The 23,934-nt window shown below is 60.9% G+C and carries 27 protein-coding genes and 1 tRNA gene; 19 read left to right on the forward strand and 9 right to left on the reverse strand.

Annotated features, from left to right (window positions below; translation table 11 throughout):
• Positions 1-101 precede the first annotated feature (101 nt).
• From VGH68_RS09385 to VGH68_RS09440, 12 genes are all read left to right on the forward strand, one after another.
• Positions 102-512, forward strand: a complete 411-nt coding sequence (locus VGH68_RS09385) for an integration host factor subunit alpha (RefSeq protein ID WP_063496729.1) — start codon at positions 102-104, stop codon at positions 510-512.
• A 43-nt stretch (positions 513-555) separates the two neighbouring features.
• Positions 556-981 (forward strand): MerR family transcriptional regulator, encoded by a 426-nt coding sequence (locus VGH68_RS09390; protein WP_331603313.1) that lies wholly within the window; start codon positions 556-558, stop codon positions 979-981.
• A 65-nt stretch (positions 982-1,046) separates the two neighbouring features.
• Positions 1,047-1,123 (forward strand) — tRNA-Pro (locus tag VGH68_RS09395).
• 140 nt (positions 1,124-1,263) lie between these two features.
• Positions 1,264-1,530 (forward strand): hypothetical protein, encoded by a 267-nt coding sequence (locus tag VGH68_RS09400; protein ID WP_331603314.1) that lies wholly within the window; start codon positions 1,264-1,266, stop codon positions 1,528-1,530.
• A 422-nt stretch (positions 1,531-1,952) separates the two neighbouring features.
• Positions 1,953-2,492 (forward strand): HD domain-containing protein, encoded by a 540-nt coding sequence (locus tag VGH68_RS09405; RefSeq protein ID WP_331603315.1) that lies wholly within the window; start codon positions 1,953-1,955, stop codon positions 2,490-2,492.
• Between the two features lie 649 nt (positions 2,493-3,141).
• Positions 3,142-3,393 (forward strand): hypothetical protein, encoded by a 252-nt coding sequence (locus VGH68_RS09410; RefSeq protein WP_331603316.1) that lies wholly within the window; start codon positions 3,142-3,144, stop codon positions 3,391-3,393.
• Between the two features lie 109 nt (positions 3,394-3,502).
• Positions 3,503-3,739, forward strand: a complete 237-nt coding sequence (locus VGH68_RS09415; protein WP_331603317.1) for a hypothetical protein — start codon at positions 3,503-3,505, stop codon at positions 3,737-3,739.
• 119 nt (positions 3,740-3,858) lie between these two features.
• Positions 3,859-4,662 carry a transglutaminase family protein gene (locus VGH68_RS09420; protein WP_331603318.1) on the forward strand — a complete coding sequence of 268 codons (804 nt, stop codon included), beginning with the start codon at positions 3,859-3,861 and terminating at the stop codon, positions 4,660-4,662.
• Positions 4,663-5,032: 370 nt separating this feature from the next.
• Positions 5,033-5,299: a hypothetical protein gene (locus tag VGH68_RS09425; RefSeq protein WP_331603319.1), complete on the forward strand. Its 267-nt coding sequence runs from the start codon at positions 5,033-5,035 to the stop codon at positions 5,297-5,299.
• A 306-nt stretch (positions 5,300-5,605) separates the two neighbouring features.
• Positions 5,606-6,031 carry a CopG family transcriptional regulator gene (locus VGH68_RS09430; protein WP_331603320.1) on the forward strand — a complete coding sequence of 142 codons (426 nt, stop codon included), beginning with the start codon at positions 5,606-5,608 and terminating at the stop codon, positions 6,029-6,031.
• A gap of 37 nt (positions 6,032-6,068) precedes the next feature.
• Positions 6,069-7,163, forward strand: a complete 1,095-nt coding sequence (locus VGH68_RS09435) for a PHB depolymerase family esterase (RefSeq protein WP_331603321.1) — start codon at positions 6,069-6,071, stop codon at positions 7,161-7,163.
• 378 nt (positions 7,164-7,541) lie between these two features.
• On the forward strand, positions 7,542-7,829 hold the full coding sequence (locus VGH68_RS09440) for a DUF1488 domain-containing protein (RefSeq protein WP_331603322.1): 288 nt from the start codon (positions 7,542-7,544) through the stop codon (positions 7,827-7,829).
• A gap of 295 nt (positions 7,830-8,124) precedes the next feature.
• Here VGH68_RS09440 and VGH68_RS09445 read toward each other — a convergent pair whose 3' ends face one another.
• Positions 8,125-8,442, reverse strand: coding sequence for a hypothetical protein (locus VGH68_RS09445; RefSeq protein ID WP_331603324.1), 318 nt, complete (start codon positions 8,440-8,442; stop codon positions 8,125-8,127).
• Positions 8,443-8,744: 302 nt separating this feature from the next.
• Between VGH68_RS09445 and VGH68_RS09450 the strand changes: the two genes are divergently transcribed.
• Both VGH68_RS09450 and VGH68_RS09455 read left to right on the forward strand, forming a co-directional pair.
• Positions 8,745-9,146, forward strand: a complete 402-nt coding sequence (locus VGH68_RS09450) for a type II toxin-antitoxin system HicB family antitoxin (protein ID WP_331603325.1) — start codon at positions 8,745-8,747, stop codon at positions 9,144-9,146.
• Positions 9,147-9,265: 119 nt separating this feature from the next.
• Positions 9,266-9,721: a DUF2934 domain-containing protein gene (locus VGH68_RS09455; protein ID WP_331603326.1), complete on the forward strand. Its 456-nt coding sequence runs from the start codon at positions 9,266-9,268 to the stop codon at positions 9,719-9,721.
• 88 nt (positions 9,722-9,809) lie between these two features.
• Here VGH68_RS09455 and VGH68_RS09460 read toward each other — a convergent pair whose 3' ends face one another.
• Entirely contained in the window at positions 9,810-10,064 is a 255-nt protein-coding gene (locus VGH68_RS09460) for a hypothetical protein (RefSeq protein WP_331603327.1), read from the reverse strand.
• A 130-nt stretch (positions 10,065-10,194) separates the two neighbouring features.
• Positions 10,195-10,860 (reverse strand): GntR family transcriptional regulator, encoded by a 666-nt coding sequence (locus VGH68_RS09465; RefSeq protein WP_331603328.1) that lies wholly within the window; start codon positions 10,858-10,860, stop codon positions 10,195-10,197.
• A gap of 244 nt (positions 10,861-11,104) precedes the next feature.
• On the opposite strand from VGH68_RS09465, the gene VGH68_RS09470 reads away from it, so the two are divergent.
• Complete coding sequence (locus VGH68_RS09470; RefSeq protein WP_331603329.1) at positions 11,105-13,378, forward strand: alpha/beta hydrolase domain-containing protein; 2,274 nt, start codon at positions 11,105-11,107, stop codon at positions 13,376-13,378.
• A 26-nt stretch (positions 13,379-13,404) separates the two neighbouring features.
• Positions 13,405-14,202 carry a hypothetical protein gene (locus VGH68_RS09475; protein ID WP_331603330.1) on the forward strand — a complete coding sequence of 266 codons (798 nt, stop codon included), beginning with the start codon at positions 13,405-13,407 and terminating at the stop codon, positions 14,200-14,202.
• A 65-nt stretch (positions 14,203-14,267) separates the two neighbouring features.
• Here VGH68_RS09475 and VGH68_RS09480 read toward each other — a convergent pair whose 3' ends face one another.
• The 5 genes from VGH68_RS09480 to VGH68_RS09500 all read right to left on the reverse strand — a co-directional run bounded on the left by VGH68_RS09480 (position 14,268) and on the right by VGH68_RS09500 (position 18,924).
• Positions 14,268-15,182 (reverse strand): ABC transporter substrate-binding protein, encoded by a 915-nt coding sequence (locus VGH68_RS09480; RefSeq protein ID WP_331603331.1) that lies wholly within the window; start codon positions 15,180-15,182, stop codon positions 14,268-14,270.
• Between the two features lie 59 nt (positions 15,183-15,241).
• Positions 15,242-15,742: a flavin reductase family protein gene (locus VGH68_RS09485; protein ID WP_331603332.1), complete on the reverse strand. Its 501-nt coding sequence runs from the start codon at positions 15,740-15,742 to the stop codon at positions 15,242-15,244.
• A gap of 71 nt (positions 15,743-15,813) precedes the next feature.
• Positions 15,814-17,136 carry an LLM class flavin-dependent oxidoreductase gene (locus tag VGH68_RS09490; RefSeq protein ID WP_331603333.1) on the reverse strand — a complete coding sequence of 441 codons (1,323 nt, stop codon included), beginning with the start codon at positions 17,134-17,136 and terminating at the stop codon, positions 15,814-15,816.
• A gap of 49 nt (positions 17,137-17,185) precedes the next feature.
• A complete protein-coding gene (locus VGH68_RS09495) occupies positions 17,186-17,989 on the reverse strand; it encodes an amino acid ABC transporter ATP-binding protein (protein ID WP_331603334.1) in 804 nt (267 codons plus the stop codon).
• The gene (locus VGH68_RS09500) at positions 17,986-18,924 is read right to left on the reverse strand and encodes an amino acid ABC transporter permease (protein WP_331603335.1); all 939 of its coding nucleotides are present in this window, start codon (positions 18,922-18,924) and stop codon (positions 17,986-17,988) included. The genes VGH68_RS09495 and VGH68_RS09500 overlap by 4 nt, the downstream gene beginning before the upstream one ends.
• Before the next feature lie 189 nt (positions 18,925-19,113).
• On the opposite strand from VGH68_RS09500, the gene VGH68_RS09505 reads away from it, so the two are divergent.
• From VGH68_RS09505 to VGH68_RS09515, 3 genes are all read left to right on the forward strand, one after another.
• The gene (locus tag VGH68_RS09505; RefSeq protein ID WP_331603336.1) at positions 19,114-20,043 is read left to right on the forward strand and encodes a LysR substrate-binding domain-containing protein; all 930 of its coding nucleotides are present in this window, start codon (positions 19,114-19,116) and stop codon (positions 20,041-20,043) included.
• 577 nt (positions 20,044-20,620) lie between these two features.
• Positions 20,621-21,625, forward strand: a complete 1,005-nt coding sequence (locus tag VGH68_RS09510) for a glycosyltransferase family A protein (RefSeq protein ID WP_331603337.1) — start codon at positions 20,621-20,623, stop codon at positions 21,623-21,625.
• A gap of 93 nt (positions 21,626-21,718) precedes the next feature.
• Positions 21,719-22,813 (forward strand): GNAT family N-acetyltransferase, encoded by a 1,095-nt coding sequence (locus VGH68_RS09515; RefSeq protein WP_331603338.1) that lies wholly within the window; start codon positions 21,719-21,721, stop codon positions 22,811-22,813.
• Between the two features lie 46 nt (positions 22,814-22,859).
• Here VGH68_RS09515 and VGH68_RS09520 read toward each other — a convergent pair whose 3' ends face one another.
• Positions 22,860-23,927 carry an ATP-grasp fold amidoligase family protein gene (locus tag VGH68_RS09520; RefSeq protein ID WP_331603340.1) on the reverse strand — a complete coding sequence of 356 codons (1,068 nt, stop codon included), beginning with the start codon at positions 23,925-23,927 and terminating at the stop codon, positions 22,860-22,862.
• Between the last annotated feature and the right edge of the window lie 7 nt (positions 23,928-23,934).

Raw genomic sequence — 23,934 nt, forward strand, 5'->3', positions numbered from 1 at the left:
GCTCGAGTATATGGCGCACGGTTGCGCGGATAACCCGCATTAACAATTGCGCGGCTGTTTCCGCATCCATTGTTTTATGCTTGGCGCGCCATTTGATAGATATGAATGAAATGAACTCGAGTGATTTCGAAGCCCTTCTTACGGCGCAACGCAGCGCCATGATTCGCGAAATTCCGACATCACCGGCCGCCGTTTCCACTGAGACGCCGACGCTCACCAAAGCGGAACTTGCCGAGTTGCTGTTCGACAATGTCGGGCTCAACAAGCGGGAAGCGAAAGACATGGTCGAGGCGTTCTTCGAGGTGATCCGCGATGCGCTGGAGAGCGGCGACAGCGTGAAGCTATCGGGTTTCGGCAACTTCCAACTGCGCGACAAGCCACAGCGACCCGGCAGAAACCCGAAAACTGGCGAGGCAATCCCCATCGCCGCGCGCCGTGTGGTGACGTTTCATGCAAGTCAAAAGCTGAAGGCGCTCGTCGAGAACGGCGCCGAGGCGAGCTTCGCGCGCTGATCGACTGGCGCGCTTTCGAGCAATCCATCACGGCTAACTGACGATGACAGCGACGATCGAAAAAGTCGTCTTGCCTCCGATTCCGGCAAAGCGCTACTTCACGATTGGTGAGGTCAGCGAACTATGCGGCGTGAAGCCTCATGTGCTGCGTTACTGGGAGCAGGAGTTCACCCAGTTGAGGCCGGTGAAGCGGCGCGGCAACCGTCGGTATTACCAGCATCACGAGGTGCTGCTGATCCGGCGGATACGCGAGTTGCTGTATGAGCAGGGTTTCACGATCAACGGTGCGCGCAATCGGCTCGACTCGCCCCGCGGCGGTGAAGCGGATGCGTCTGCAACGATGACTGGCGAAGCGGAGGGCGCCGGTACGCCGGCGTTGCAGACGACGGCATCGTCTGCGACGGGCGCGGTAGACGTCGAACAGCTACGCAAGGAACTGCAGAACGTGATCGATCTGCTGGGCCACTAGTTCATGCTTTGTTTGTGTCGGGCGGTTCTAATCGAATAAAGTGTCTGCTATAATTTATTGCTGTTCGGGGCGTAGCGCAGCCTGGTAGCGTACCTGCATGGGGTGCAGGTGGTCGGAGGTTCAAATCCTCTCGCCCCGACCAAAGAAAACAAGGACTTACGGTGAAAGCCGTAGGTCCTTTTTTCTTGTGCACGCCGCCATTACCCTGTGGTTACCGGAATCGCGGCGGTTAATCCATATTCCTGGCGAGCCAATCACAACGCGGATCGGTCGAGCTTCATCGTGGTCAGGACCATCGCTGAGGTCGTAGCGAGTCAGTCAGTCGGGAAGCACGTCGAGCCGGCGCTGCTCGACATCGTCGACGTCTGTGACGATCCCGACCATGGCTGCGCGCGCTCGTCGGGCAACGTCAAAACAGAGCCAACGGCAGGTCCGCAACATGCGGTACGCGCGGCGCTATGGCGCGGTGAGTCGGCCGCGTGCGAACGCTTCCTTCTGTCGACCGTTGCCGGAGCAACCGACGACGGCATGACTGAGCCGGAGCGCTGACGAAGCCCGTCCCGGCGCTCCGGGTCCGAACGGTCACGTTAAAGTCGTATCCGCACCGCACCGCACCGCACCGCACCGCACCGCACGGTGACGGTCCAGTTGAGCGACGACCGCACGCTACTATTCGACCTGCGCGACCGCGACTATCTGACAGTGACCGTGCAGACATGCATTGCGTCGAACGCGATGCCGTGGCTTTGCTTCCGAATACGATGGCGCGTACGACGGACGAGCGGCCGGCGACACCGGAAACCCTGCTTGCCGCGATCGGGCGTTACTACCCGAGTAGGGCGACGCATATCGCTGGCTCAGGGAATCGAGGGCGCCGTTCCGGCATGAAGAAGCCGATCCATGGACGTAGCCTGCAACACCGCATCTCACCATAAAGGACCTGCATGCTTACCGAGAAGTTTGTCCGTGCAATGGAACTCGCGCTGCAGCTTCACGCGACACAGCTGCGCAAGGGCACGCAAATTCCCTACACGTCGCACCTGCTGGGAGTTGCGAGTCTCGTGCTCGAAAATGGCGGCGATGAAGAGCAGGCCATTGCGGGTCTGCTGCACGATGCGATCGAGGATGTTGGCGCCGAAGCGGTGCCGCTCATCCGTGAACTGTTTGGTGAACGCGTGTTGCGGATCGTCGAGGGCTGTACGGATGGCGTGCCGGATGCCTCGGGGCAGAAGCCGGACTGGCGCACGCGCAAGATCGCGTACCTGGCGCATCTCGAGAACGCGGATGCCGAGGTGCTGCTGGTGTCCGCCTCCGACAAGCTCTATAACGCGCGCGCGATCGTGATGGATCTGCACACGGTCGGCCGCGCGGTCTTCGACCGCTTCACGGCCGGCGAGGCGGGCACGCTCTGGTACTACGGCGAGCTCGCGCGGATTTTCCTGACCCGGCTGCCTGGCGGGCTGTCTAAAGAAATCGAACGAACAGTCGGGCTGATGCAGGCGGGGCGTTAGTCCGGTCGAGCGATCGTTCGACGATCTTCGTCTTCGGCTTTCCCCCGCACGAACGGTCTCGTCCGACGGTACGACGCAGCGAGGCGGGCGAATCAAGAGCACGGCCTGTCGTCGACACGGTACGTTGGGACAAGCGGTGCAGCGGATAAAGTGCTGACGTGCTATAGCGCCGTTCGAGAACGAGACGGCGTGCAGCGCTTCTCGACTGCGCCCCTCGGAGTGATACGTGGAACCACTCTGAATTCGAAATTGGCACCGAGCTTATACCGGGCCGTCCAACTGGCTGTGGCGATGCACCGACATCGGTCGGCGCACGATCGTGGCGGTTCGCGTGAAAGACGGCTACCCGCCAGGGCATCGAGCGCCACCATTTTCGGACGCCGTCGAACAGGTTTTCGATGAATATGATTTGCCGGGCACTTATCGGAAGCCGCAGGACGATTGAGATATGGGTTTGCCCTGCAGAGAATGCCGCCCGCTACGCGCGTCATCGACGGTATCCGATAAGAACATCGCTCGAAAGGTCTCGTCACGGTACGGCCAACGCGCACCGTTCTCAGGCCCACTTACCCGAACCTCGTCCGTGCCATGTCATGCCTGAGCGTAGCGATACCACCGCGTCGGACTGACTCCCCGCTGCCGGTCACGCATGCGCAAGGACGGTCAGCTGAGCCCGCCGGCAACGATCTACGTGGCGCCGCCCGACCGGCACATGCCGATGCGCGACGGCGTGATCGTTCTGTCGAATGGTCCCAAGGAAACCCGCAGGTCCGGCCGCGTGCAACTCTCGCTGACCGAAGCTGCGGCGAGCCCGGTCTATCCAAACTGCGCGCGCAAAAAGACCGTTTGCAAGGTGCCGTCGACGTGGCCAGACAGTTCGCACCCAATTCGGGACCACTGACGCCGGAAAACGTTAGCGTAAATGGACGAACGCCTTCTCCGGACCGGTGCTCGCAGTAACGTTACAAGTGGGTCACATGTTAGTCTCCGGGGACGAAGGGGAGGCTTCCATGGAGCGAATCATCACGTACCGCGGGTTCGAGATCCACGTCGAATTGACTCCGTCTGCACAGGAAACATATGACGTGACTTTTCGGATCAAAGGCGGGACTAACCTCGAGGTGCTCGGCGCGCGGGGAGGCCGCATCAGGTTGCGCAACGGCCCTTTTACCGAACGATGGGCCTACCTGGTGGCCGAAATTGCCGGCCAGGCCGCCATCGACGTGTTACTCGGGCCGCTCGACTGATTGCACCTCTGTTCGGCGGCGCGGTGCGCTTATCTTAAGAGGGACGGTGGCTGCTCGGCGCAACGCTTCGGAACGTCTGCCGCAGCACCGACCGGCGACCGGTTGAAGGAGAAGCTTTGATGAAACTTCGCGTCGGATACGAACTATCGTTCGAGTGCCCCGAACCGACACCGATGATGCTGATGCTGAACACGCATTTTTCGCATGCGAAGGATATCGTGGTGGCGGATGTACTCGTTACTGATCCGCCGGTGCCGATAAGGCAGTATCGCGATCTGTTCGGCAACCTGTGCAGCCGGATCGTCGCGCCTGCCGGGTATATCGAATTAAGCACGACAGCGCTGTTGAATGTGCAAGAGGCCATGGAAACGCGTCCGATCGACGGCCGGCACCATCCGGTTGAACAGTTGCCCGACGACACGCTGGTTTTCCTGCTGGGCAGCCGCTACTGCGAAACCGACCTGCTGGTCGAGATCGCATGGAAGCTTTTTGGGCGGTGTTCGCCGGGCCGGGAGACGGTTCTCGCCATCTGTGATTTCGTACACCGGCACATCAAATTTGACTACGGGCACGCGCGTGCGACCAAAACCGCCGTCGATGTCTACCGCGAACGCAAAGGCGTCTGCCGGGATTTTGCCCACCTCGGCGTCACGCTATGTCGCGCGATGAATATTCCGGCGCGCTACTGCACCGGCTATATCAGCGACGTTGGCCTGCCGCCTGCCGAGGCGCCGATGGATTTCGCGGGCTGGTTCGAAGCCTACGTGGGCGGCAGCTGGCAAACGTTCGACCCCCGCAACAACGCGCCGCGCGTGGGGCGCGTTCTGATGGCATATGGTCGCGATGCCGCCGACGTTGCCCTTACCAATACGTTCGGGCCCGCCGTCCTGAAACACTTCACCGTGCATTGCCATCAGGAATAGCCTGGCCATACCGGAGCGACACTGAGCTGGCGGCGAATGCCGGAGCAGCATGCGCCGGCCGGTTACCGACGCTATAAGGGCGCAGGATCGAGCCCACCCTGACTCACAGCGGGACGATGGCCAAGGCGTTGAACGGCCAGTTTGGAGGAGGTCGACGGCTCCTCGTTGACGGCCGGCGTTGCATATTCGCAAGATTCACGCGGCACGCCCGGCCTTACGCCCGGGCCGAAGCGGTGCTATGGGCCGTCGCGCCGGTAGACCGTTGTCGCGGGAAGGCGCGGTTCATGCTGGAGGTTATCAACCGTTCGCTGACGGAACCGGCGGCGCGACCAGAAGGTGGCTTGCGATTGCCGCTCGCGAGGAGACGATGATGACCGCGATACCCAAATCAGGACTGTTGATTGGCTTGCTTTGCGTGAGCTGCCTGGCGGCCTCGGGCAGTGCATATGCAGACGACCGTCTCTTGAAGCTGCTGCAGGTGCAAACCCTGAATCGCCAGGCGTCAGATGCTGCGCCGACGAAAAAAAACCGTTCGGTCAACGACAGCAACGGCAAGGACGCTGGGGCGGAGCGCAGGTCGCCCCAATCCCGGCCGAACAATGGCGGCTCACCGGGCGGCAGGACACCGCCCCAGTAGCCCTAACGCCGGGTCATTCTCCGCTCCCGGCGGCGTGTTTCGGCCCATACGCCGCGTGGACAGTGCCCCTTCGACGCCCTCGCGCGAGACGATCCCGGGGTAAATCTTCCTGTGCGGCAGCCGCTGCGATCCCCGCTCAACGATTTCCACGTTCCTGCCTCCGTGGTCATTGCTGGTTTGCAGCAGACGGCCGCGCGTACGTATCGCTGCGCAGAGCCCCACACCGCACGGGCCCCCTTTTTCTTTATTGCGCTCCTGTCGCGATCAACGTATAACCATCCAAGTGGATGGTATCCGGATGGAGCGATGAACAAACCAGCGACAGTCGAGACGGCCCGCACGAAAGGCGGCGACTCCGAAAAGATCACGATCAATCTTGGCCCAGTCGACCTTGGGCAGATCGACCTTCTGGTCGAAGAAGGCTTTTACTCGAACCGGACGGACCTGATTCGAACGGCAATTCGCAATCAGCTCGCGCTGCATGCCGGAGTCGTGCGGGAAACGGTCGCCCGTCGTTCGCTAGTGCTCGGACTGCAGCATTTCTCGAGACGAGATCTCGAGGCGGTCCAGGCGGCGCACGAGCGTCTGAACATTCATGTGCTCGGGCTGGCCAGTATTGCTCCCGACGTTTCCCCGGAACTTGCGCTGGCGACTATCGAAAGCGTACTCGTGCTCGGAGCGTTCCACGCGTCGCCTGCCGTCAAGGCGGCGCTCGCCGGTAGGATTCACTAGCTCCGACGCCTAACCCAACATCAGGAAGTGAAAAGCAATGAAACTCAATGAAGGCTTTATGACCTCGATGCACGACGCTATGACGTTGCTGCGCACCGGCGGCGTTGCCGAGGCGACAGAAGCGATACAACGCGCACTGCGAGGGGATGCCGGCGCGCCGCGTGAGTCCGCATCGCGGGGCAGCGCACCGGAGCACGTCGATATCCGTTCTGCAAAGCTAACGGAAGCTGCCGGGCGCTTCGCACGCGAAAACTGCGCTGACGTCGAAGACCGTGGGTATTTCGGTACGCATGCGTATGCGAATGCCGCCGGTCGCCGTCAATACCGGCTGTATGTGCCCGCAGGCGCGATGGGCGAACCGCTGCCACTGCTCGTGATGCTGCACGGCTGTACGCAGGACGCCGACGATTTCGCAACAGGCACACAAATGAATGCGCTTGCGGACCGGCATCGGTTTCTGGTTGCTTATCCGGTGCAGCCGCAGCAGGCGAATCCTTCGAAGTGCTGGAACTGGTTCAAACCGGACCATCAGCAACGTGATCGCGGGGAGCCGTCGTTGATCGCAGGCATCACGCGCGAAATCCTTGCCGCCCACAACGTCGACCCCGCGCGCGTTTATGTTGCGGGCATGTCGGCGGGGGGCGCCATGGCGGCGATCATGATCGCCGAATACCCCGAACTCTACGCAGCAGCGGGCGTGCATTCCGGTCTTCCGGCGGGATGCGCGCAAGATCTGCCATCGGCGCTCGCGGCGATGAAAGGCGGCATACGTCCCCGTCGCGCATCGCATACGCAAGAAAATGCGCGTTCGTCACCGAAACGGCCGCTCATTGTCTTCCACGGAGACGGCGATGCCACGGTTAACGTAGCGAATGCCAGCCGGCTGCTGCACGGCTTCGACGTACGGCCCGACGCCGGCAGTGACGCGCGTGTGACCGACGAGGGTCAACGTGCATGCACCGTCTCGAGGCTGGTTTCCGTCGACAATGTCGATGCCGAGTTGTGGACCGTCCATGGGGCCGGACACGCATGGGCAGGCGGCAACGCACGAGGCAGTTACACCGACCCTACTGGTCCGGATGCAAGTGTCGAAATGCTTAGATTCTTTCTTGATCATCCGCGAGGCGCGTAATCCGCATTACCCGCATTCGCAGCGGCTGGTCACCACCTGCCGCCGCGACTGCATGAGCTTTCCGGCACTGGACTCAGCTCCGCATAAGCGCTTCATAAGCTTCAGTAGCTTCCGTATCACTTGCGCTGCCAGCGTCAGATAAAAGAGCGGTTGGCCATCCAAAGGGTATACAGTGGGAACACCGGTCGCCTCGTGCGACATCCATCTGTGGGGCTCCGTCATGCGATCGCCGATTAAATCCGTGTCTGTCACAGTTGGCAGCGAGAGCGAGTATTCCATCGAACGTAGAACGCGTGCTCACGTACTCGACACAGCGGATGCTCTGCGAGCGGAAAAGAGACGCGCCAATTTTGCTGCCATCGACTCCAACGCCAGCAAATGGCGCTATCCGGCCACAGTCGTTACGAGCTGATCGTGGCGCTTCAATTTCCCAATCCGAGCCGTATCTACGATGCCTCCCGGCATTGTGTGTGTTTCTGGGGGTACGACAACTCGCGCGAAATCACCTTCCTGGTCGACGACGCCATCCTCAGAAATCTACACCCTGGCGTGGGATCCGATGAACGGTCGATACTCGGTGCTTTCGACCAGGGTCGCGAAAAGATCCTCGATATCGCGAAGAAGCTGTATGTCGGTGGTGCGCAGAACCGGTATTCGATTTCATAACCTGCGGCCATCTCCGGGAATGCTGCGAGATCAGTCGATTCCCGGTCTTGCCGGACGCCCGGACCCCTACGGAAAGAAGCTACGTTGGTGCTTCGGTTCTAACCGCGGTCAATCGACGGGACGGTCGTCGCTATGTCCCTCACAACTATCGGCATCATCAGGTTTGTGAGTTCCGCAGAAACTATACGTATCCGCTCAGTTCCATGACGGTATCGCACATACCCGACCTGGCGGATCCGCGATCGACGGTCGCGGGACAACAAGCGCGCCGTTTTCCTCGCGGATATCCTGAGGCTTAACGCCTGGGTCCCCTCATACCTTCTGTTTCCATCGCAGCGTTCCGTTCTTCGCAGGCCTCAGTGGGGTCTATCGTGTCGTCGACGGAAGCGGTCGCGCGCTCCGTGGCCGCTTTCGTTTCCTCGACCGTGGCGCCGAGTGCGCCATCGTCATCCCCCGGAGGCTCTAGCATGTCTCGAAGCATGGCCGCCAATTCCGGTGTGTCCCACGGCGCGCCATGCTGCTCTTTCTTCTTTATGTAGTGCCGGACTTCGGCGTCTTGCTCCGGAGTCAAAGGAAGGCCGCGAAAAGTGCTTTCGGGGGTGGCGTCGACCATGATGTTGCTCCGCAAATCGTCTTATCTCCAGTGTAGGCCTTCTGTAGCAAAAGAATCTCAACTCCCGTTTGAGCAATCGCTAACGATGCGTCGCCCCTCGCCAAACAATTCCCTCTGTAGGTGGCTACGACGTTCCTCGATATGGCGTTGCAACGACACCAGAAAGTCATTGCGTATTCGTACACGAAGCGTCTAATGAAACATGCGTGCAGACTTGGTCAGCTGTCGGTTGGACATCCAGCACCTCGGGCATGGCGTTGCACAGCGAGCGTCTGTCGGCGCTCCACTCGAAGGAGCCGGTCATGCAATATCCGCTGTATGTTCACCGCAATGGTAGTACCGGCTTTCGCGCCAGCTTCCCCGATTTTCCCACCGCCGACGCGAGCGGCGATTCATTTGACGAACTGACCCGCAATGCCCGCGCGACTGTGGAAGCGATGTATGACCGCAGCGAGCAGCTCATCGCGGCCCCGACCTGCAGTACGTCGGAACTGCAGGCGCTCCAGATGGACGATGGCAACGGGATCTGGGTATTTGTCGACATCGATCTGACGCGGGTTACCTCGAAATCCGTGGCTATTCAATTCAATCTGCTCGAGAGCCTTCTTCTGCAAGTCGATGCGTGGGCAAAGAAGCGCGGCATGACGCGCTCTGCATTCCTCACCCGGGCACTTGTCGATGAACTGAAGAAGCTGGAGGGCTAACCATTGTCTAGCCCTTCGGTTCATCAATAAGCTTGCCGGTGAGGAGCGCTGCCTGGCTGACATGTCCGGTGGTCAACTATGGGGCCCTCTCATCAAACGACAAACATAGGGAGACAGTCATGAGCGAACGACTGGTTGACGTCGTAGATAGCAGCGGCACCGTGCTGCACACGTACCCGATTACGCTGGGCGAGTCGGGCAATGCCCCCGATGACGCCGAATACGAGGCCAAGGCGCTGGAAGCGGCAGCGCACAGCCGGCTTGTCCCGGACGCTGAGCTCCGCACGCTGACGGCCAGGATGCACAGGGAGCGGGGCGGCCAGATGGCTCCCTACGGCGATGACCTTGAGAAAAACTTAGAAACGAAACTCGGTCTGGAGCAGGCTGTCCGGGAACGCGCGTATCTGCTCTGGGAGAAAGAGGGATGCCCTGATGGGCGTGCGCAGGAGTACTGGCATCGCGCTCTCGACGAGCATCTCCGGGAGCGGGCCTACGTTCTGTGGCAGCAGGAAGGAAGTCCCGAGGGGCGACAGGATGAATATTGGCGTCGGCTTGTCGATTTCCAGGCGCAGTAATTCGTGCTGGGACCGGGATGTCCGGTGCGTCGCCTGCTGCCGCGGTAAGTTCGGACGCCGCGCACTACCGGCGCCCGTGGCTAACCTTTCACTCGTTCTGCTCGTCAAGATTTTTGCTGGAAGAATTGGACCCTTCCGTATCCGGTTTGGAAGTCTGATCCTTACCCGACTCGGTCGTTGAAACGTCAAGCTCGTCAAGCGCGCTGTCGATTTTCTCGTTGTCGCCTTCATCGAGTGCTCGCCGCGCGGCCTCGTCTGACGTGGGTTCATCCGCCGGGCCAGCGTTGCCCGATTGCGCTGCATTTCGGGAATCGTCAGATCCATTCGTGGTGATTTGCGTCATGGCAGCTCCGGTAAATAAGAGGTCGGTCATGTCCGACCGTGGATATGACCTCGCATCCCCCGTTCCCGCGACGAAATCGGACGCCTACCAATTTGAGGCTAGCGACTATCGAGCGAGCCACGCGCCGCGGCTAATCGGCGCTGACTTGCGCGAGTGCGGCAATCAGGTCGCCGAAACGCTCGCCCTGCACCAGAATATGTCCTCTCAACGCCGCGGCGGCGGCTTCGCCGTCGCCCGCTTCCAGTGCATCCACGACCGCCTGATGCTCGTCGAACGACGCAGCGACACGACCTTTGACGCGCAACTGCAAACGCCGGTACGGGCGCAGCAGCTTGTGCAGCGCCTTCGCCTGGTCATGCAAATAACCGTTGTGGCTGCCCTGATAGACCAGACAGTGAAAGCGCTCGTTCAGGTGGTAGTACTCGTCCGGGCTGCCCGCGTCGCGCGCTTTCCGACACGCGAGATGCGCGTCGGAGAGCGCCTGCAGTTCCTCCGCGTTCATGCGCCGGGCGGCAAGGCGGCTGCACATCGCCTCCAGTTCGGCCATGACCTCGAACATCTCGATCAGCCTGTGCAGCGTGATCTTCGCGACCACGGCTCCGTGCCGCGGCCGCATCTCCACCATACCGGTCGCGGCCAGTTGAAGCAGCGCTTCGCGCACGGGCGTTCGGGACACCTCGAAGCGCGCCATCAGTTCCGCCTCGTCCAGACGTGCGCCCGGCGGCAGGTCACCGGTTGCAATGGCTTCCTCGATGGATTCCCGCAGCTGGTCTGCGAGCGTGAGCTTGGTCGTCATATCGGCACTCCAGACGGAAATCGAATTGATCACCACCCGCATGTTGCCACCGTACGAGTAAACGATAGTTGAGAACGGTGTAGAGCGAATTATAAATACCGATGCGGGGCATAAATATACGCAGACAGCGATTACGAAATACTGACAGACCATTCTCGAGCGTATCGGCGCTTTCCGCCGCAGGATCGGTCCGTGCCTTCCATACGCGCAGTCCTTTTCCGTGTCCCTGTTCGGAGGCCTGACCATGAAGCTGCAGTCGCTAACTGTATCGCTGGGAGTCGGTGTCGGAATCGCGTTGCTTGGAGGATGCGGGCACGACAGCGTATCGCCGCCAGCGCCGTCCGGCACGGCGAAGGGCGCTGGCTTCATCCAGAGCTTCCAGATCCTGTCGAGCGCTCCGGCATTCGGAGGCGCGACCCCGGCTGGCGCGGCGGGTCCCTACGAGGTGATCACCGCGGTCGTACACGGCGAACTCGATCCGAACAACCCGCTCAATGCGGGCATAGTGAATATCAAGAACGCACCGGTTGGCACCGATGGCTACGTCGCCTATTCGACCGACGTGGTGATCCTGCGTCCGCAAAACGCTTCGGCCGCCAAACGCGTGCTGTTTTATGACGTCGTGAATCGCGGCAGCAAGATCGGTGCAGCGTCGTTCGTGGGCGGCGGCGCGCTCGATACGGGCGCGGCCCCGTCGTCCAGTTTTCCGTCGCTGCTGCGTAACGGCTATACGATCTTGTGGAGCGGCTGGCAGGGCGATGTTCCGCTCACCGGCAATAGCAGCACCGCTGGCGCGGGCCTGCTCGGCGCTACCTTCCCGGTGGCGACCAATAAGGACGGCACGCCGATGACTGGCTTGAGCCGCGAGGAATTCATTCCCGACTATGCGGGCGGGCCACCCACGACCATTCCGCTGACCTACGCGCCGGCCAACCTGTCCGACAAGAGTTCGGTCACGTTTACCGCGCGGCAGTCGTGGCTCACGGCATACGGTAGCGTTCCGGGCGGCCTCGAAACATATTCCGCGCCTTCGCAGCCGGTGACGACGTGGAGCTACGTCAGTACCCCCCACAATGTCTACGAAGGCAACTATTCCGTGACCTTCACGCCGCCGGCGACCGTGCCGGGTCCGCACGGCACGCAGGTGGCGCCCGACGCCGGCACGATCTACAGCTTCGTCTACCAGGCCGCTGCGCCGACCGTCGACGGCATTGGCTTCGCCGCGCTGCGCGATCTGGTGTCGTTCCTGCGCTACGACGCGGCCGATGCGCAAGGCGTCGCCAATCCACTCAACGATCTGAAGCACGCGGGATGCGTCGCGTCGACCTGCTCGACCAGTACCAACTTCGATATTGCGATCGGCGAAGGAATCTCGCAGTCCGGCCGCTTTATGAAGGACTTCCTGTACCAAGGCTTCAACGTCGACACGAATGGAAAGATGGTGTTCGACGGCATGTTCCCGATCATTTCGGCCGCTCGCCGCACGTGGACCAATGCCGCGTTCGCGCAACCCGGCCGCTGGTCGAAACAGCATGAAGATCACTTCATGCCGGGCTTCCAGTTCCCGTTCACTTACGCGACGACGACCGATCCCGTGAGCGGCGCCACTGACGGCATCCTGAAACAGTGCACCGCCACCAACACCTGTCCGAAGATCATGCAACTCGACGGCTCGTTCGAATGGTGGGGCGGCGCGGCGTCGCTGGTCGTCACCGACGGACGCGGCAACGACATCCAGTTGCCCGCTAACGTGCGCTACTACCTGGTAGCCGGAACCCAGCACGGCGGCGGCAGCGGCGTGACGACCGGCAACTTCACGGTGCCGGCGGCGGGCAGCCAGTGCCAGTTGCCGGGTTCGCCGGTCGAAGAAACGCCGGTGGAACGCGCGCTGATCCCGGCGCTCGTGAACTGGGTCGGCAAGGGCACGCCGCCGCCCGCATCGCAATATCCGACGGTCGCCGCCGGCACGCTGGTCGCGCCGACTCAGACCGCGCTGGGCTTCCCGTCACTCACCAACGTGTCGGTGCCGAGCGGAGCGGCGGCGACCCCCACCACGCTGCAACTGACGTTCAACGGCGAGTACAACCAGCTGTTCGTGACCAACTATAGCAATGCGGTTCCGGTGGTCAACACGGCGCAGGCGTACACGATTCTGGTGCCGAAAGTGGATGCCAACGGCAACGAAACGTCCGGCGTGCTGGTGCCCGACGTGAGTGCACCGCTCGCCAGTTACACCGGCTGGAATTATCGTGGCGCAGGGCACGCGATCGGCGACGGCTGCATTTCGAACGGCGCTGCGATTCCGTTCGCGGTGAACGCCGCGGCGCAAGCCGGCGGCACCGATACGCGCGCCACGCTAGCCACGCTTTATGGTGGCAGCCGGTCGAAGTATCAGGCCGCGGTCGCGGCTGCCGCGAATGCGTTGGTCAGCCAGGGCTATCTGTTGCAGGACGACGCCACCAACGTCTTCATTGCGAACGCGAGCGCGGTATCCGCAACTCTGCTGCCGCAACCTTGAGACGCAGCGCGTTCGGAGCGAACGAGATGACGCGCACAGCAGGATGCACCGCCGCCGCATTGGCGACCGCGCTGATTGCCGCATGTGGAGGCGGCGGCGGCGGTGGCAACAGCGGCGGGGCACCGCCGGCTCCGTCTTCGAATGCTTCGGTTTACCAGAACAGCACGACGCTCGGCAGCGTGGGTGCTGTTTCGTTGTCGCTCATCGCGGCGACCACGACCACCAATGCAATGCTCGTGAGTCCGGTTGCTGCGCCGCTGCTGGCGGCGGGGAATAATCCGCTGGTGTCGACGCATCTGGCCACCAACGTGACGGGCGCCGGCACCGCGTGTGTATCGGCGCCTGCGAATAGCATCGGCACGGTCACCGGGGTCAACGCGGGCGTCGGTATCAAGAGCGTGGCCGCGCTGCTGGACAATAGCTGGAGCGTGTCGGCCACGCCGTCCGCGAACTGGAGCGCGCTCGGCGCGAGCGGTGCCGTGTTCGACGGCTGGGAAAACTGCGGCGCGAAGGCCGAGGGCGCGCCGTCGCCGTCATCGACGTTGACGATCAACGCGGACGGCAGCTTCTCCGATAACGTGTTCGACGGCAATCCGTCGACCACCGTCACCACGGTCAACCAGAGCTTCACCGCAGCGCAGGCGGCGTCGTTGTTGTCCGATGCCGGCTATCTCGACAGCGCTCAGCCGGCCAATCCACAGACCCTCCGCCTCAAGATCTACCACAATGCCGCACTACAGACCGTGCTGGTCGAGCAAGGCATTCCAGCGACCGGCGCGACGAATCAGAACCCCGGCTTCGTAGCGATATATTTTCAGCGTTGAGTGGGCGGCGACGCGGAGCAACAACAAGCAAGAGCCACGGCCTGGCTCGCTGCCGGTCTGACGCTTCACATCTGCGGATCGTTGACGGGGAAGGTGGGGCGTCCATCCTTCGCTGGAAGCCCCCACTTCTGCATCACACTTTGATAAAACCCTTGCTTCTGCAACTTGATCAGCGCTTGCTGGAACGCATGAGCGAGCTGCTTGCCGTTGTCGTCGACGCCAAAGCCGATTCCGTATGACGACAGGTTGTAGTAGTACACCGCCTGGTATTTGTCTGGAAACTTCTTGATGTTGTAGTTCGCAGCGGGCGAGTCGACCCACACGGCCTGGCTTGCTTCGTTGGTCAGCGACATCAGCGTCATGTTGGTGTCCGGATAGGTGGCGATCGAGATCGCTTTCTTGCCGTCCGCCACGCATTTGTTGCTCACTTCATTGGCCCGTTGCAGCGGCGCTGTACCGCGCGGCAGCGCGATCTGCATCCCGCATAGATCATCGAGCGATTTGAGCGTCAATTGCCGCTTGGGCGATGCGACGATCGTCTGGCCGACGTTCAGGTAGTCGATGAACGTCACCTTGCCATGACGCGACGGAAAATCGCCCAGCGACAGCAACACATCGAAGCGATGCGCGGCGAGACCCGGAATCAACGAATCGAACGAGGCCTGCACGAACCGGATTTTCAGCCCCAGCACTTTGGCCGCGGCAGAGAGCAGATCCGGCGCGAAACCGGCGACATCGCCGTCGTCGTCGATGAACTTGACGGGCGCGATCTCCGGATTGACCGCAACCATGATCGGTTGCTTCTGACGATAGAACGCCGGCACCAGTGCGGAAAGCGCGGGGTCGGTGGCGATCGCGTCGAAATTCGCCGCGTCTTCGGCGAAAGCCGGTGATACGACGCACGGTGCAACGCTCAGACAGAGCACGGCGGCAACGGTGAGTCGCGCAACGATCCGGGTAAAGCCGATGGGCTGGGTCATGATGTGGAAATGATTCGAGTGGGGTTGACCGGACTTCCGCGTGCGTTGTGCTGTGACGCTCATCGCGCTTCCATCGCCGCGGCCGCGAAATGACGCTGATGCCACAACAAACAGTGCGCGGCCGGATCGTCGTGCGTCGACGAATCGGTGATCTCGCCGACAAAGATCGTGTGCGAATAGCCGTTGTGCGTCGCGATGACTTTGCAATCGAGACAGACGACACTGCCGCTCAGCAACGGCGCGCCGCTTTTGCCGGTTCTCCATTGCACCGGATCGAAACGGGCCGGGCCTTTCTCGCGGGCAAAGCGTTGCGCGACGTTCTTCTGATCGGCGGACAGCAAATTGACGGCAAACACCTTCGCACGCAGGATCACGTCGTGTGCGCTCGCGCTTCGGTTCACGCAGACGAGCACGGTCGGCGGATCGGCTGACAGGCTGCACACCGATGTCGCGATCAGGCCGAACGGTGTGCCCTCTTTAGCGGTGGTGATCACCGTGACGCCATTGGTGAAACGCGCCATCGCGTTGCGGAAAAGTTCGTCGGTCGTGTCGGTGCTCATGTGAAACGCCTCGCGTCGGAAAGGCACCGCTCGTTGGCAGCGGCGCACGATACTTTTTGGGTCGCCGGAATCTAGTCGCCGAAGTGCAGCGGCTGCAGTCCGAGATTGCCCCTGAGTGTGCTCGCCTCGTATTTGGTGCGGAACAGTCCGCGTTTGCGCAGCTCGGGAAGGATGTACTGTGTCAGGTCGTCGACACCTTGCGGCAACGTCGCCGGGCAGATATTGAAGCCATCGGCGGCGCCGGCCCGGAACCACCTTTCCATTTCATCGACGATGTCTTGCGCGGTGCCGACGATCTGCCAGTTATTGCCCGAGGCCACGCGCTTGTACATCTGGCGGATCGTCAGGTTCTCCCTGTGCGCCAGCGCGAGCAGATTCTCCGCGATACTGCGCACACGCTGATTGCCGACATCGGGCACCGGACCGTCCAGATCGTATTCGGACAGATCGCCGAGCACGCCGTACAGAATGGCCAGGCCGCTCAGTGGATCGATCAGGTTTTGCAGCTGATCGAACTTGTCGTGCGCTTCGCCGCGGGTCTTGCCGACATACAGCGTGACGCCGGGCATGATCAAAAGTTGATCCGGCCTGCGGCCGTATTTCGCCAGCCGGCCTTTGAGATCGTCGTAGTAGGCCTTGGCGCCTTCCATGCTGCTGGCATTGCTATAGACGACATCGGCATAGCGTGCGGCAAGCTCGCGTCCCGCTTCGGCGGCGCCGGCCTGCACGATGATCGGACGGCCTTGCGGCGTGCGCGCGGAGTTCAGCGGGCCGCGCACCTTGAAGTGCTTGCCCTTGTGATTCGGCACATGCAGCTTGGCCTCGTCATAGAACACACCGCTCGCCTTGTCGCGGATAAACGCGTCATCTTCCCAGCTATCCCACAGCTTCCTCACGACTTCGACGAATTCGTCCGCGCGCTCATAACGCTCTTCATAGCCGAGATGCTCGTCGCGGCTGAAATTCCACGCTTCCTGCTGCGACCACGACGTGACGACGTTCCAGCCCGCGCGACCGCCGCTGATATGGTCGATCGACGCATACTTGCGTGCGATATGAAAGGGCTCGTTGTACGTCGTCGAAGCGGTCGCGACGAGGCCGATGTGCGACGTGCGCGCGCCGATCGCCGCCAGCAAGGTCAGCGGTTCCAGCTCGGCATTCTTGGCGTCGCGGGCGAGCGATCCTTTGGGCGTGTCGTTTGCGCGGATGCCGATTCCGTCGGCAAAGAAAATCATGTCGAGTTTTGCCTCTTCAGCTTTCTTTGCGGTACCGAGAAAATAATTGAAATCGATCGCGCCTGCCGCCGGCACATCCGGATGCCGCCATGCGGCCATGTGATAACCCAGATAACGCATCGACAGGCCAATTCTGATCTTTCCTTCTGTAGCAGTCATTTTCACAATCCCGATCGAAGTTTCGCAATTACCGTTTAGCCGTCGCGCACTAGGTGCGCAGGCTGGAAAGAAAGCGTTTGCAGCGTTCGGTTCCGCCGCCATCGAAGATGTAGGCCGGCGTGCCTTCATCGACGATGCGCCCGGCGTCCATCAACACCACGCGGCTCGCCACCTTGCGCGCAAATTCCATCTCGTGCGTGACGACGATCATCGTGGTGCCCGCGAGCGCCAGTTCCTTGATCACGTTGAGCACTTCGTTGACCAGTTCCGGGTCGAGCGCACTGGTCGGCTCGTCGAACAGCATCACCTCGGGTTCCATCGCGAGCGCACGTGCAATCGCGACGCGCTGCTTCTGTCCGCCGGACAGTTCGGCCGGGTAGTGATGCATCCGGTCCGCGAGCCCAACACGTGACAGCAGGTATTTGCCGCGCTCCAGCACGTCGCGCTTGCGCTTGCGCCCGACGATGCACGGGCCGGCCAGCACGTTGTCGAGCGCCGAATAGTGCGGGAACAGATGAAAGCCCTGAAACACCATGCCGAAGTAACGGCGTTGCTGGTCGAGCGCTTTCTTCGGCAGGCGCACGCAGCGTGTACCGCGCATTTCCGTACCGAGCACCTCGCCCTTGAAGGTGATGCTGCCGGCGTCGATCAACTCGAGCATATTGATGCAGCGAAGCAGTGTGCTTTTGCCCGAACCGGACGGCCCGATCATCGCGACGACTTCGCCTTTGGACAGCGAGAAGTCCGCAGCATCCAGCGCGGTGAAGTCGCCGAACTGCTTCGTGACGGCGCGCATGTCGAGAAAGGGTGTGATGTCGTTCATCGCCGATGTGTCCTCGAGGATCGCGTTCACGTGCGCACTCCTTTCCTGAAGTGACGTTCGAGCAGACTCTGCGCCGCCATGGCGAGGCTCGTCAGCGCCAGATACCAGATACAGGCGACGGTCAGCAGCGGAATCGTTTCGAAGTTGGTCGCATAGATCAGCTGCACGGTCGTCAGCAGTTCGACGTAACCAATCACCGTGACGAGCGACGTGTTCTTGAACATCGTGATCAGTTCGTTGGCGAGCGGCGGAATGATAATGCGCACCGCTTGCGGCATGACGACATGCCACATCATGCGGAAATCGCTCATCCCGATCGCTTTGCAGGCTTCGCGCTGTCCGCGATCGACGGCTGACACGCCGCCGCGGAATATTTCCGCGCTATAGCCGCCGAGGTACATCGCGAGGCCGATCACGGCCGCGCTGAAGCGCGAGATGACCTGGTTGGTGTCGATGTCGAACAGATTGACGTGAAGTAACGGCAACGGCAGATAGAGCCGCGGGATCAGCGCCGACAGAAAAAACAGGAACAGCAGCATCGCAAGCGGCGGCGTCGCGCGGATGATCCAGATGTACACGTAGCCGGCGGCGCGCAGTACTGCGTTATCCGCCATCCGGCAGGCGGCTATCACGACGCCGAAACACAGGCCGAGCGCGCTCGACAGCACGGTCAGGATCAGCGTATTCCCTAATCCCTTGATCACGCGCTTGTTGAACAGGTAATGCGCGACGATGTCCCATTGCCAGCGCGGGTTGTCGACCACCAGTTCGACGAATAGCACGACGGCAACGAGCAGCATCGCGTACCAGACCCAGTCGGATTTCTTCGGGCGCGCGTGAATGCGCAAGCCCGCGGGCCGCTGCGTGCCGGGCCGGGACGCTTGCCCCTGATGCCGGCGGGCGAGCGGGGTCTCCGTGAAAAACGCTGCCGGGTCCTGGATGTCTTTCCGAGCTTCAATGTCCACTGGCCTGTCCTCGTGAAGCAGTCGTTTCGAAAGGCGCGAAATGCGTCGATGAAGCGACTATAGGCAGGCAAAACTATTACATCCACTACAATTTTGTTCGTTTGATCGTACTCTATGTAATGCCATAAGATCGCTGAACGGTGGGTTTTCAACGTACCGCAATGCACTATCGATCGGGGAGACACGCTCGTGGCCAGGCTCAACGCCAAGCAGATGGAAGTGTTCGTCGCAGTAATGACGCACGGCTCGATCACCGCCGCCGGGCAGCGCCTGAACGTATCGCAACCGGCCGTGAGCCGGATGATCGAGCGCTTCGAGCAGGAGGCCGGTTTCGTCGCTTTCGAGCGGCGCCGGGGCAAGCTGGTGCCGACGCCGGAAGCGGAAATCTTCTTCGCCGAGGTCACGCAGGTTTATCGCGGCCTCGATTACCTGAACGAAGTGGCGAGAGAAATCGGCACCACGCGGCGCGGCTATTTGCGCGTCGGGGTATTTCCCGCATTCGCCGAGGGCTGGATAACCGAGCGCATCACACGCTATGTCGCGGGGCGCGAGGAACTGCTGACCTCGCTGGAGCCGATGTCGAGCGATAGCGTGATCGAAGCCGTGTCGCGGCAAACCATCGATCTCGGTATTGCGCTGCGCGCATCGGATCGCGACGGTTTGCGCAGCGAGGAAATCACCAGTTCGGAGATCGTCTGCATTCTGCCCAAAGGGCACCGCCTGACGGGACGATCGGTGCTGCAGCCGGCCGATCTGTCCGGCGAAGACTTTATTTCGATGGCCGCCAAAGTGAAGGCGCGCACGTCGATCGATGCGGTGTTCGATTCGAGCGGCGTCGAGCGGCGCATTCGCGCGGAGACTCCGTGGGCGTCGACGGTTTGCCATATGGTGGCGCATGGTCTGGGCGTCGGGCTCGTGATTCGCGAGTCGGCGCTCGAGTTCGCCCATCTTGGCTATCACATCGCCGCGTTCAAGCCGCGCATCGACTATCGCGCGTATCTGATTACGTCGACCGCTCGCCCGTTGTCTACGGCGGCAAAGGGATTTTGCGACATGCTACTGCTCGAATTCAACCAGGCAAAGAAAGAACCGCGGGCTGCCAGGCGCTGGCCGACCTGACAACGAAAGTTGTGGCCGCGCGTCAATAGGTGGATGGCCTTACAGGCAACGCGCACATGCAAATACGCGAACGCGAACGGGCGAAGCTAATTCAAGAAAGTCGCAATATGCATTGCATTTCGCTAAGAGTCCGGTGCGCAGCAACGCATCGCAAATGAAGACTATCGGAGCAAAGCGGTAGATATTGCATCATGCCGCGCGAATTAATGCGCGCCACCGATGCAATGCGCAAAAAGCACTATATGACCCGGTGTTGATCGGATGAGTAGATTAAACATCAAGCTGCGTTGCGAGCGACGCGGTTAAAAACGACAGGATGCTGGCGGGCGAGATACCGGTCACACGCGATAACATGGAAGACCGTGGGCTGAAAGTCTCTTAGGCCGCTGCCAGCGTGGGGTGCATGTCGATGAGTCGCTCGTACCGCATTTCCAGAAGTCGGTATCGGCACTGAAAAACCCACCAGGAACAGACGGTGGGTCCCGAAAGCAAACGCACGGGCGCATCACTTCGTCGTTACGCGTATTGCGTACCGGCGCCCCTCTGCCAGCCGTTCTCTCATTGTGAGTGAGTCATCATGAAAGAAATGACCGTTGTGATCTGCAACTACAACTACGAACGGTTTCTGGCAGAGGCGATCGATTCGGCGCTCGCGCAGGACTACATGAATACGCACGTGATCGTCATCGACGACGGATCGGTGGACGGGTCCCGCGCAATCATCGAAGGCTACGGCGCGCGCATCACACCCATTTTCAAGGACAATGGCGGACAGGTGTCCGCGTACAACCTCGGACTTCAGTTGGTAAAGACGGACTACGTGCTCTTCCTCGACTCCGACGACGCACTTTATCCGGGTGCGGTCACTGAGGTGATGCAGCGCTTTGAGAAGGGCGATCTGGCAAAGGTGCAGTTCCGGCTGGACGTCATCGACGAGACCAGCAGGCGTACGGGCGCCTATGTGCCGCACTCGGGTATCGACGGTGACTGTCGGAAGCTTCTGCTGGACGGGTGGCTCTACCCGTCGCCCCCGGCCTCCGGGAACGCGTATAGCGTCAGTGCGTTAAGGAAGATCTTTCCCGTCCCGGAAACGGCCATGAACCGGTATGGCGCAGATTTCTACGCGATCTATGGCGCAGCGCTGGTTGGGCCCGTATCGAACATTCCGAAGGCGCTCGGCGGGTACCGGGTAGGTCATGGCAAAACGCGAAGCGCTTCGTTCGCCAACTCGGAGCAGACCGACAAGGCACCCAAAGCATTCACGTCGCGGTGGGCAACACTGCGTGAAATGGCATCGCGCCGCCTGGGACTACAGTTGCCACCCAACTTCCACGATTTCTCGCATGAAAAGGCGTATTTCTGGTCGAGTGTCTATCAGGCGCCGTTGACGACCCGATGGCGTTGGATGTTCAGGGATTCACATGAATATCTGTATGCGATCGTCGCGAATCCATTCTGGAGCCTGAAAAAGAAAGTCGGAACGCTCGTGCTGTCCAGTCTCTGTCTCGTCCCGTATTCGCCTATCGCGGACTACGCGGTCCGCTACATCTGTAATCCGCTAGCTCGCCGTCGCGCCGATTAGAACAGGATTCGATATGGTTTGCGGTGAAGAGGGAAGGTACGGCTCGTCGAATACCGGTGTGGGCCAGCGCTTTCGTGTACTCGAGACGGAAAGATGGGCGACGAGAGGATAGTATCGCGCCACGCGCGCCCCAGCCGCCAGCCGCAGTCCGACACGATAGACGAGGGGAAGGGCGTGCCTGCAGGATCGACCAAATCCCAACTCGCGTCAGGGTTGACTGAACGCTCGATTTTTCATGAACCGTGGTGGCTCGAAATCGCCACGAACGGCGCGTGGCGCATGGCTGAAGTCAAGCATGGGAATACGGTTGTCGGCGAGATGCCTCACACGTTCACTCGCAAGGCGCTCTGGCAGATCTCGACGTTGCCCCCGCTTACCCGGACGCTCGGACCGGTGATCAAGCCACACCAGAGCGGGGCAGGGGAACGCGAATGGAGTCAGCGCGTTGGCATAGCGCGCGAGCTCATCGCGCAGCTGCCCGGATATGCACATTTTCACCAGATCATGGACCCTCGGGTTTCGGAAGCGGAAGCGCTGGCATTCCGGCTGGAAGGATTTAACGTAAAAGTCGCGTTCACGCTTATCTCGGATAGCTCGGCTGACGAAGCAACGGCGTTTGCCGCATTGCGTGGCACGGCGCGCACCGCTGTGCGCAGGGCGCAAGAATGCCTGACGGTCGCACCGATCGATTCTGTGAACGCATTTCTGGATTTCTACAACGCCAATCTCGCCGTCCGCAGGCTTGACAATCGGTACGAGAAAACGACGATGGGGCGCCTGCTCGATGAAGCGATGATTCGCAAAGCTTGCACGCTGCTTGGCGCTTTCGATGCCAAAGGCACGCTGGTTGCCGCGACCGCTTTGCTATGGGATACGCAGAGGGCGCATTACTTCCTTTCTACGCGGCGCCAGGACGCGCACAGCGGCGCTGTCAGCCTGCTGATATGGTCAGCGATGCGTATGGCGGCGCAACGGCAAGTTAGCCTCGATTTTGATGGTGTTTCAACGGCCGGCATCCTTAAATTTCTTGGGGGCTTTGGCGGCCGCCTTGTTCGGCGCTTCGAACTTGAGCGGACAACACCCGTTTATGCGGCTTTGCGTACGACCCTGCACGGTGCGCGGGCGATCACCGCCGCTGTGAGTCCCCCGCAGTGGCGCGGGGAGGCCCGTGAACAGCAACGTATCTGAGTGCGGCGAATGCAGTCGTCACCTGTTGGCGGCGAATAAATCAAGTTCACGCGCCGCGCGCGGCACGCAGCAACTTGCCCCACTCATAGTCGACGCGATCCGGCGTGAAAGGCAATACACCGGCGCCGGGGGTGAACGTCAATTCGCCGAAGTAGAGCCGATCGTCAAAGGCATAAAGGTCGACGCGCACGTATTCGAAATCGCTCGCCAGCGTCGCAGCCGCTTTCAGAAGTGCGTCGAGGTTCGATGGCCGCACCAACCGATGCTCGCTCGGCTTGTACGGCCCAATGGCGATTTCCATGCGGTTCCAACTGGCATCGTACACATCTCCACGTGTGTGGTTACCAAACCGGTCGGTGATGACGAGGATATACATCACCGGCTTTCCGAGGTTTCCCGCGAAACAGTGAATTTTGAAGTCAGCCGGAATGTGTCCGTCGCGGTCGAGCAGCAGGGTCTCGAAGAAAAGGCGCGGTTTGATCTCGCGGTAATGCCGCTCCCGATCCACCCAATAGAAATCCGTGGAGAGCCATTTCTCCCCAAGTTGCTTCAATTCTTCAAATGAAGTTTCGGATTTGTTTCTGACTATTTTGACGAAACTACTGCCGTGATTCGCCTTCATGACAAACTGATCCGGCAGGCTATCGTAGACTTCCCGGGAAAAATCGGCGGGTGTCGCAATCAATGGAATGACATATTGACGGCCCAGTTTTCTTTCGACGTACGCACGCGTGGCAAGCTTGTCGCTCAATACCGCGTAGCGAGGATCGGGTCGCAGATTGCGCTGCAGTATCTGCTCGTTGAATGTCACGGGATTGCGCAGCCGTGGGAAGCGCCCAATGCACTTCTTGTGCAGCAAGCGAAGGAACAGCGGATCGGGCAACAGTGATTTGCCGGCTTCCTTGAACCTGCGAGTCAGGCTCGGCGGCGCGGATTGACGCGAATTCTCGCCGAGCAGAGCGTCGGTGTCATTGCAAACGCCGGCCAGTTTATCGAGAAGCCTGACCGCTTCAATGTGCGCGTTGAATCTCGCCTGGATCTTATCGCGCGCGTTCGCGGCCATTTCCGCCAGGTTGTACATGCCTGCGGCAATTTCATCGACGACCTTCGCCAGGCCGACC

This window comes from Paraburkholderia sp., assembly GCF_036488505.1.
In the GTDB taxonomy this organism is placed as follows: domain Bacteria; phylum Pseudomonadota; class Gammaproteobacteria; order Burkholderiales; family Burkholderiaceae; genus Paraburkholderia.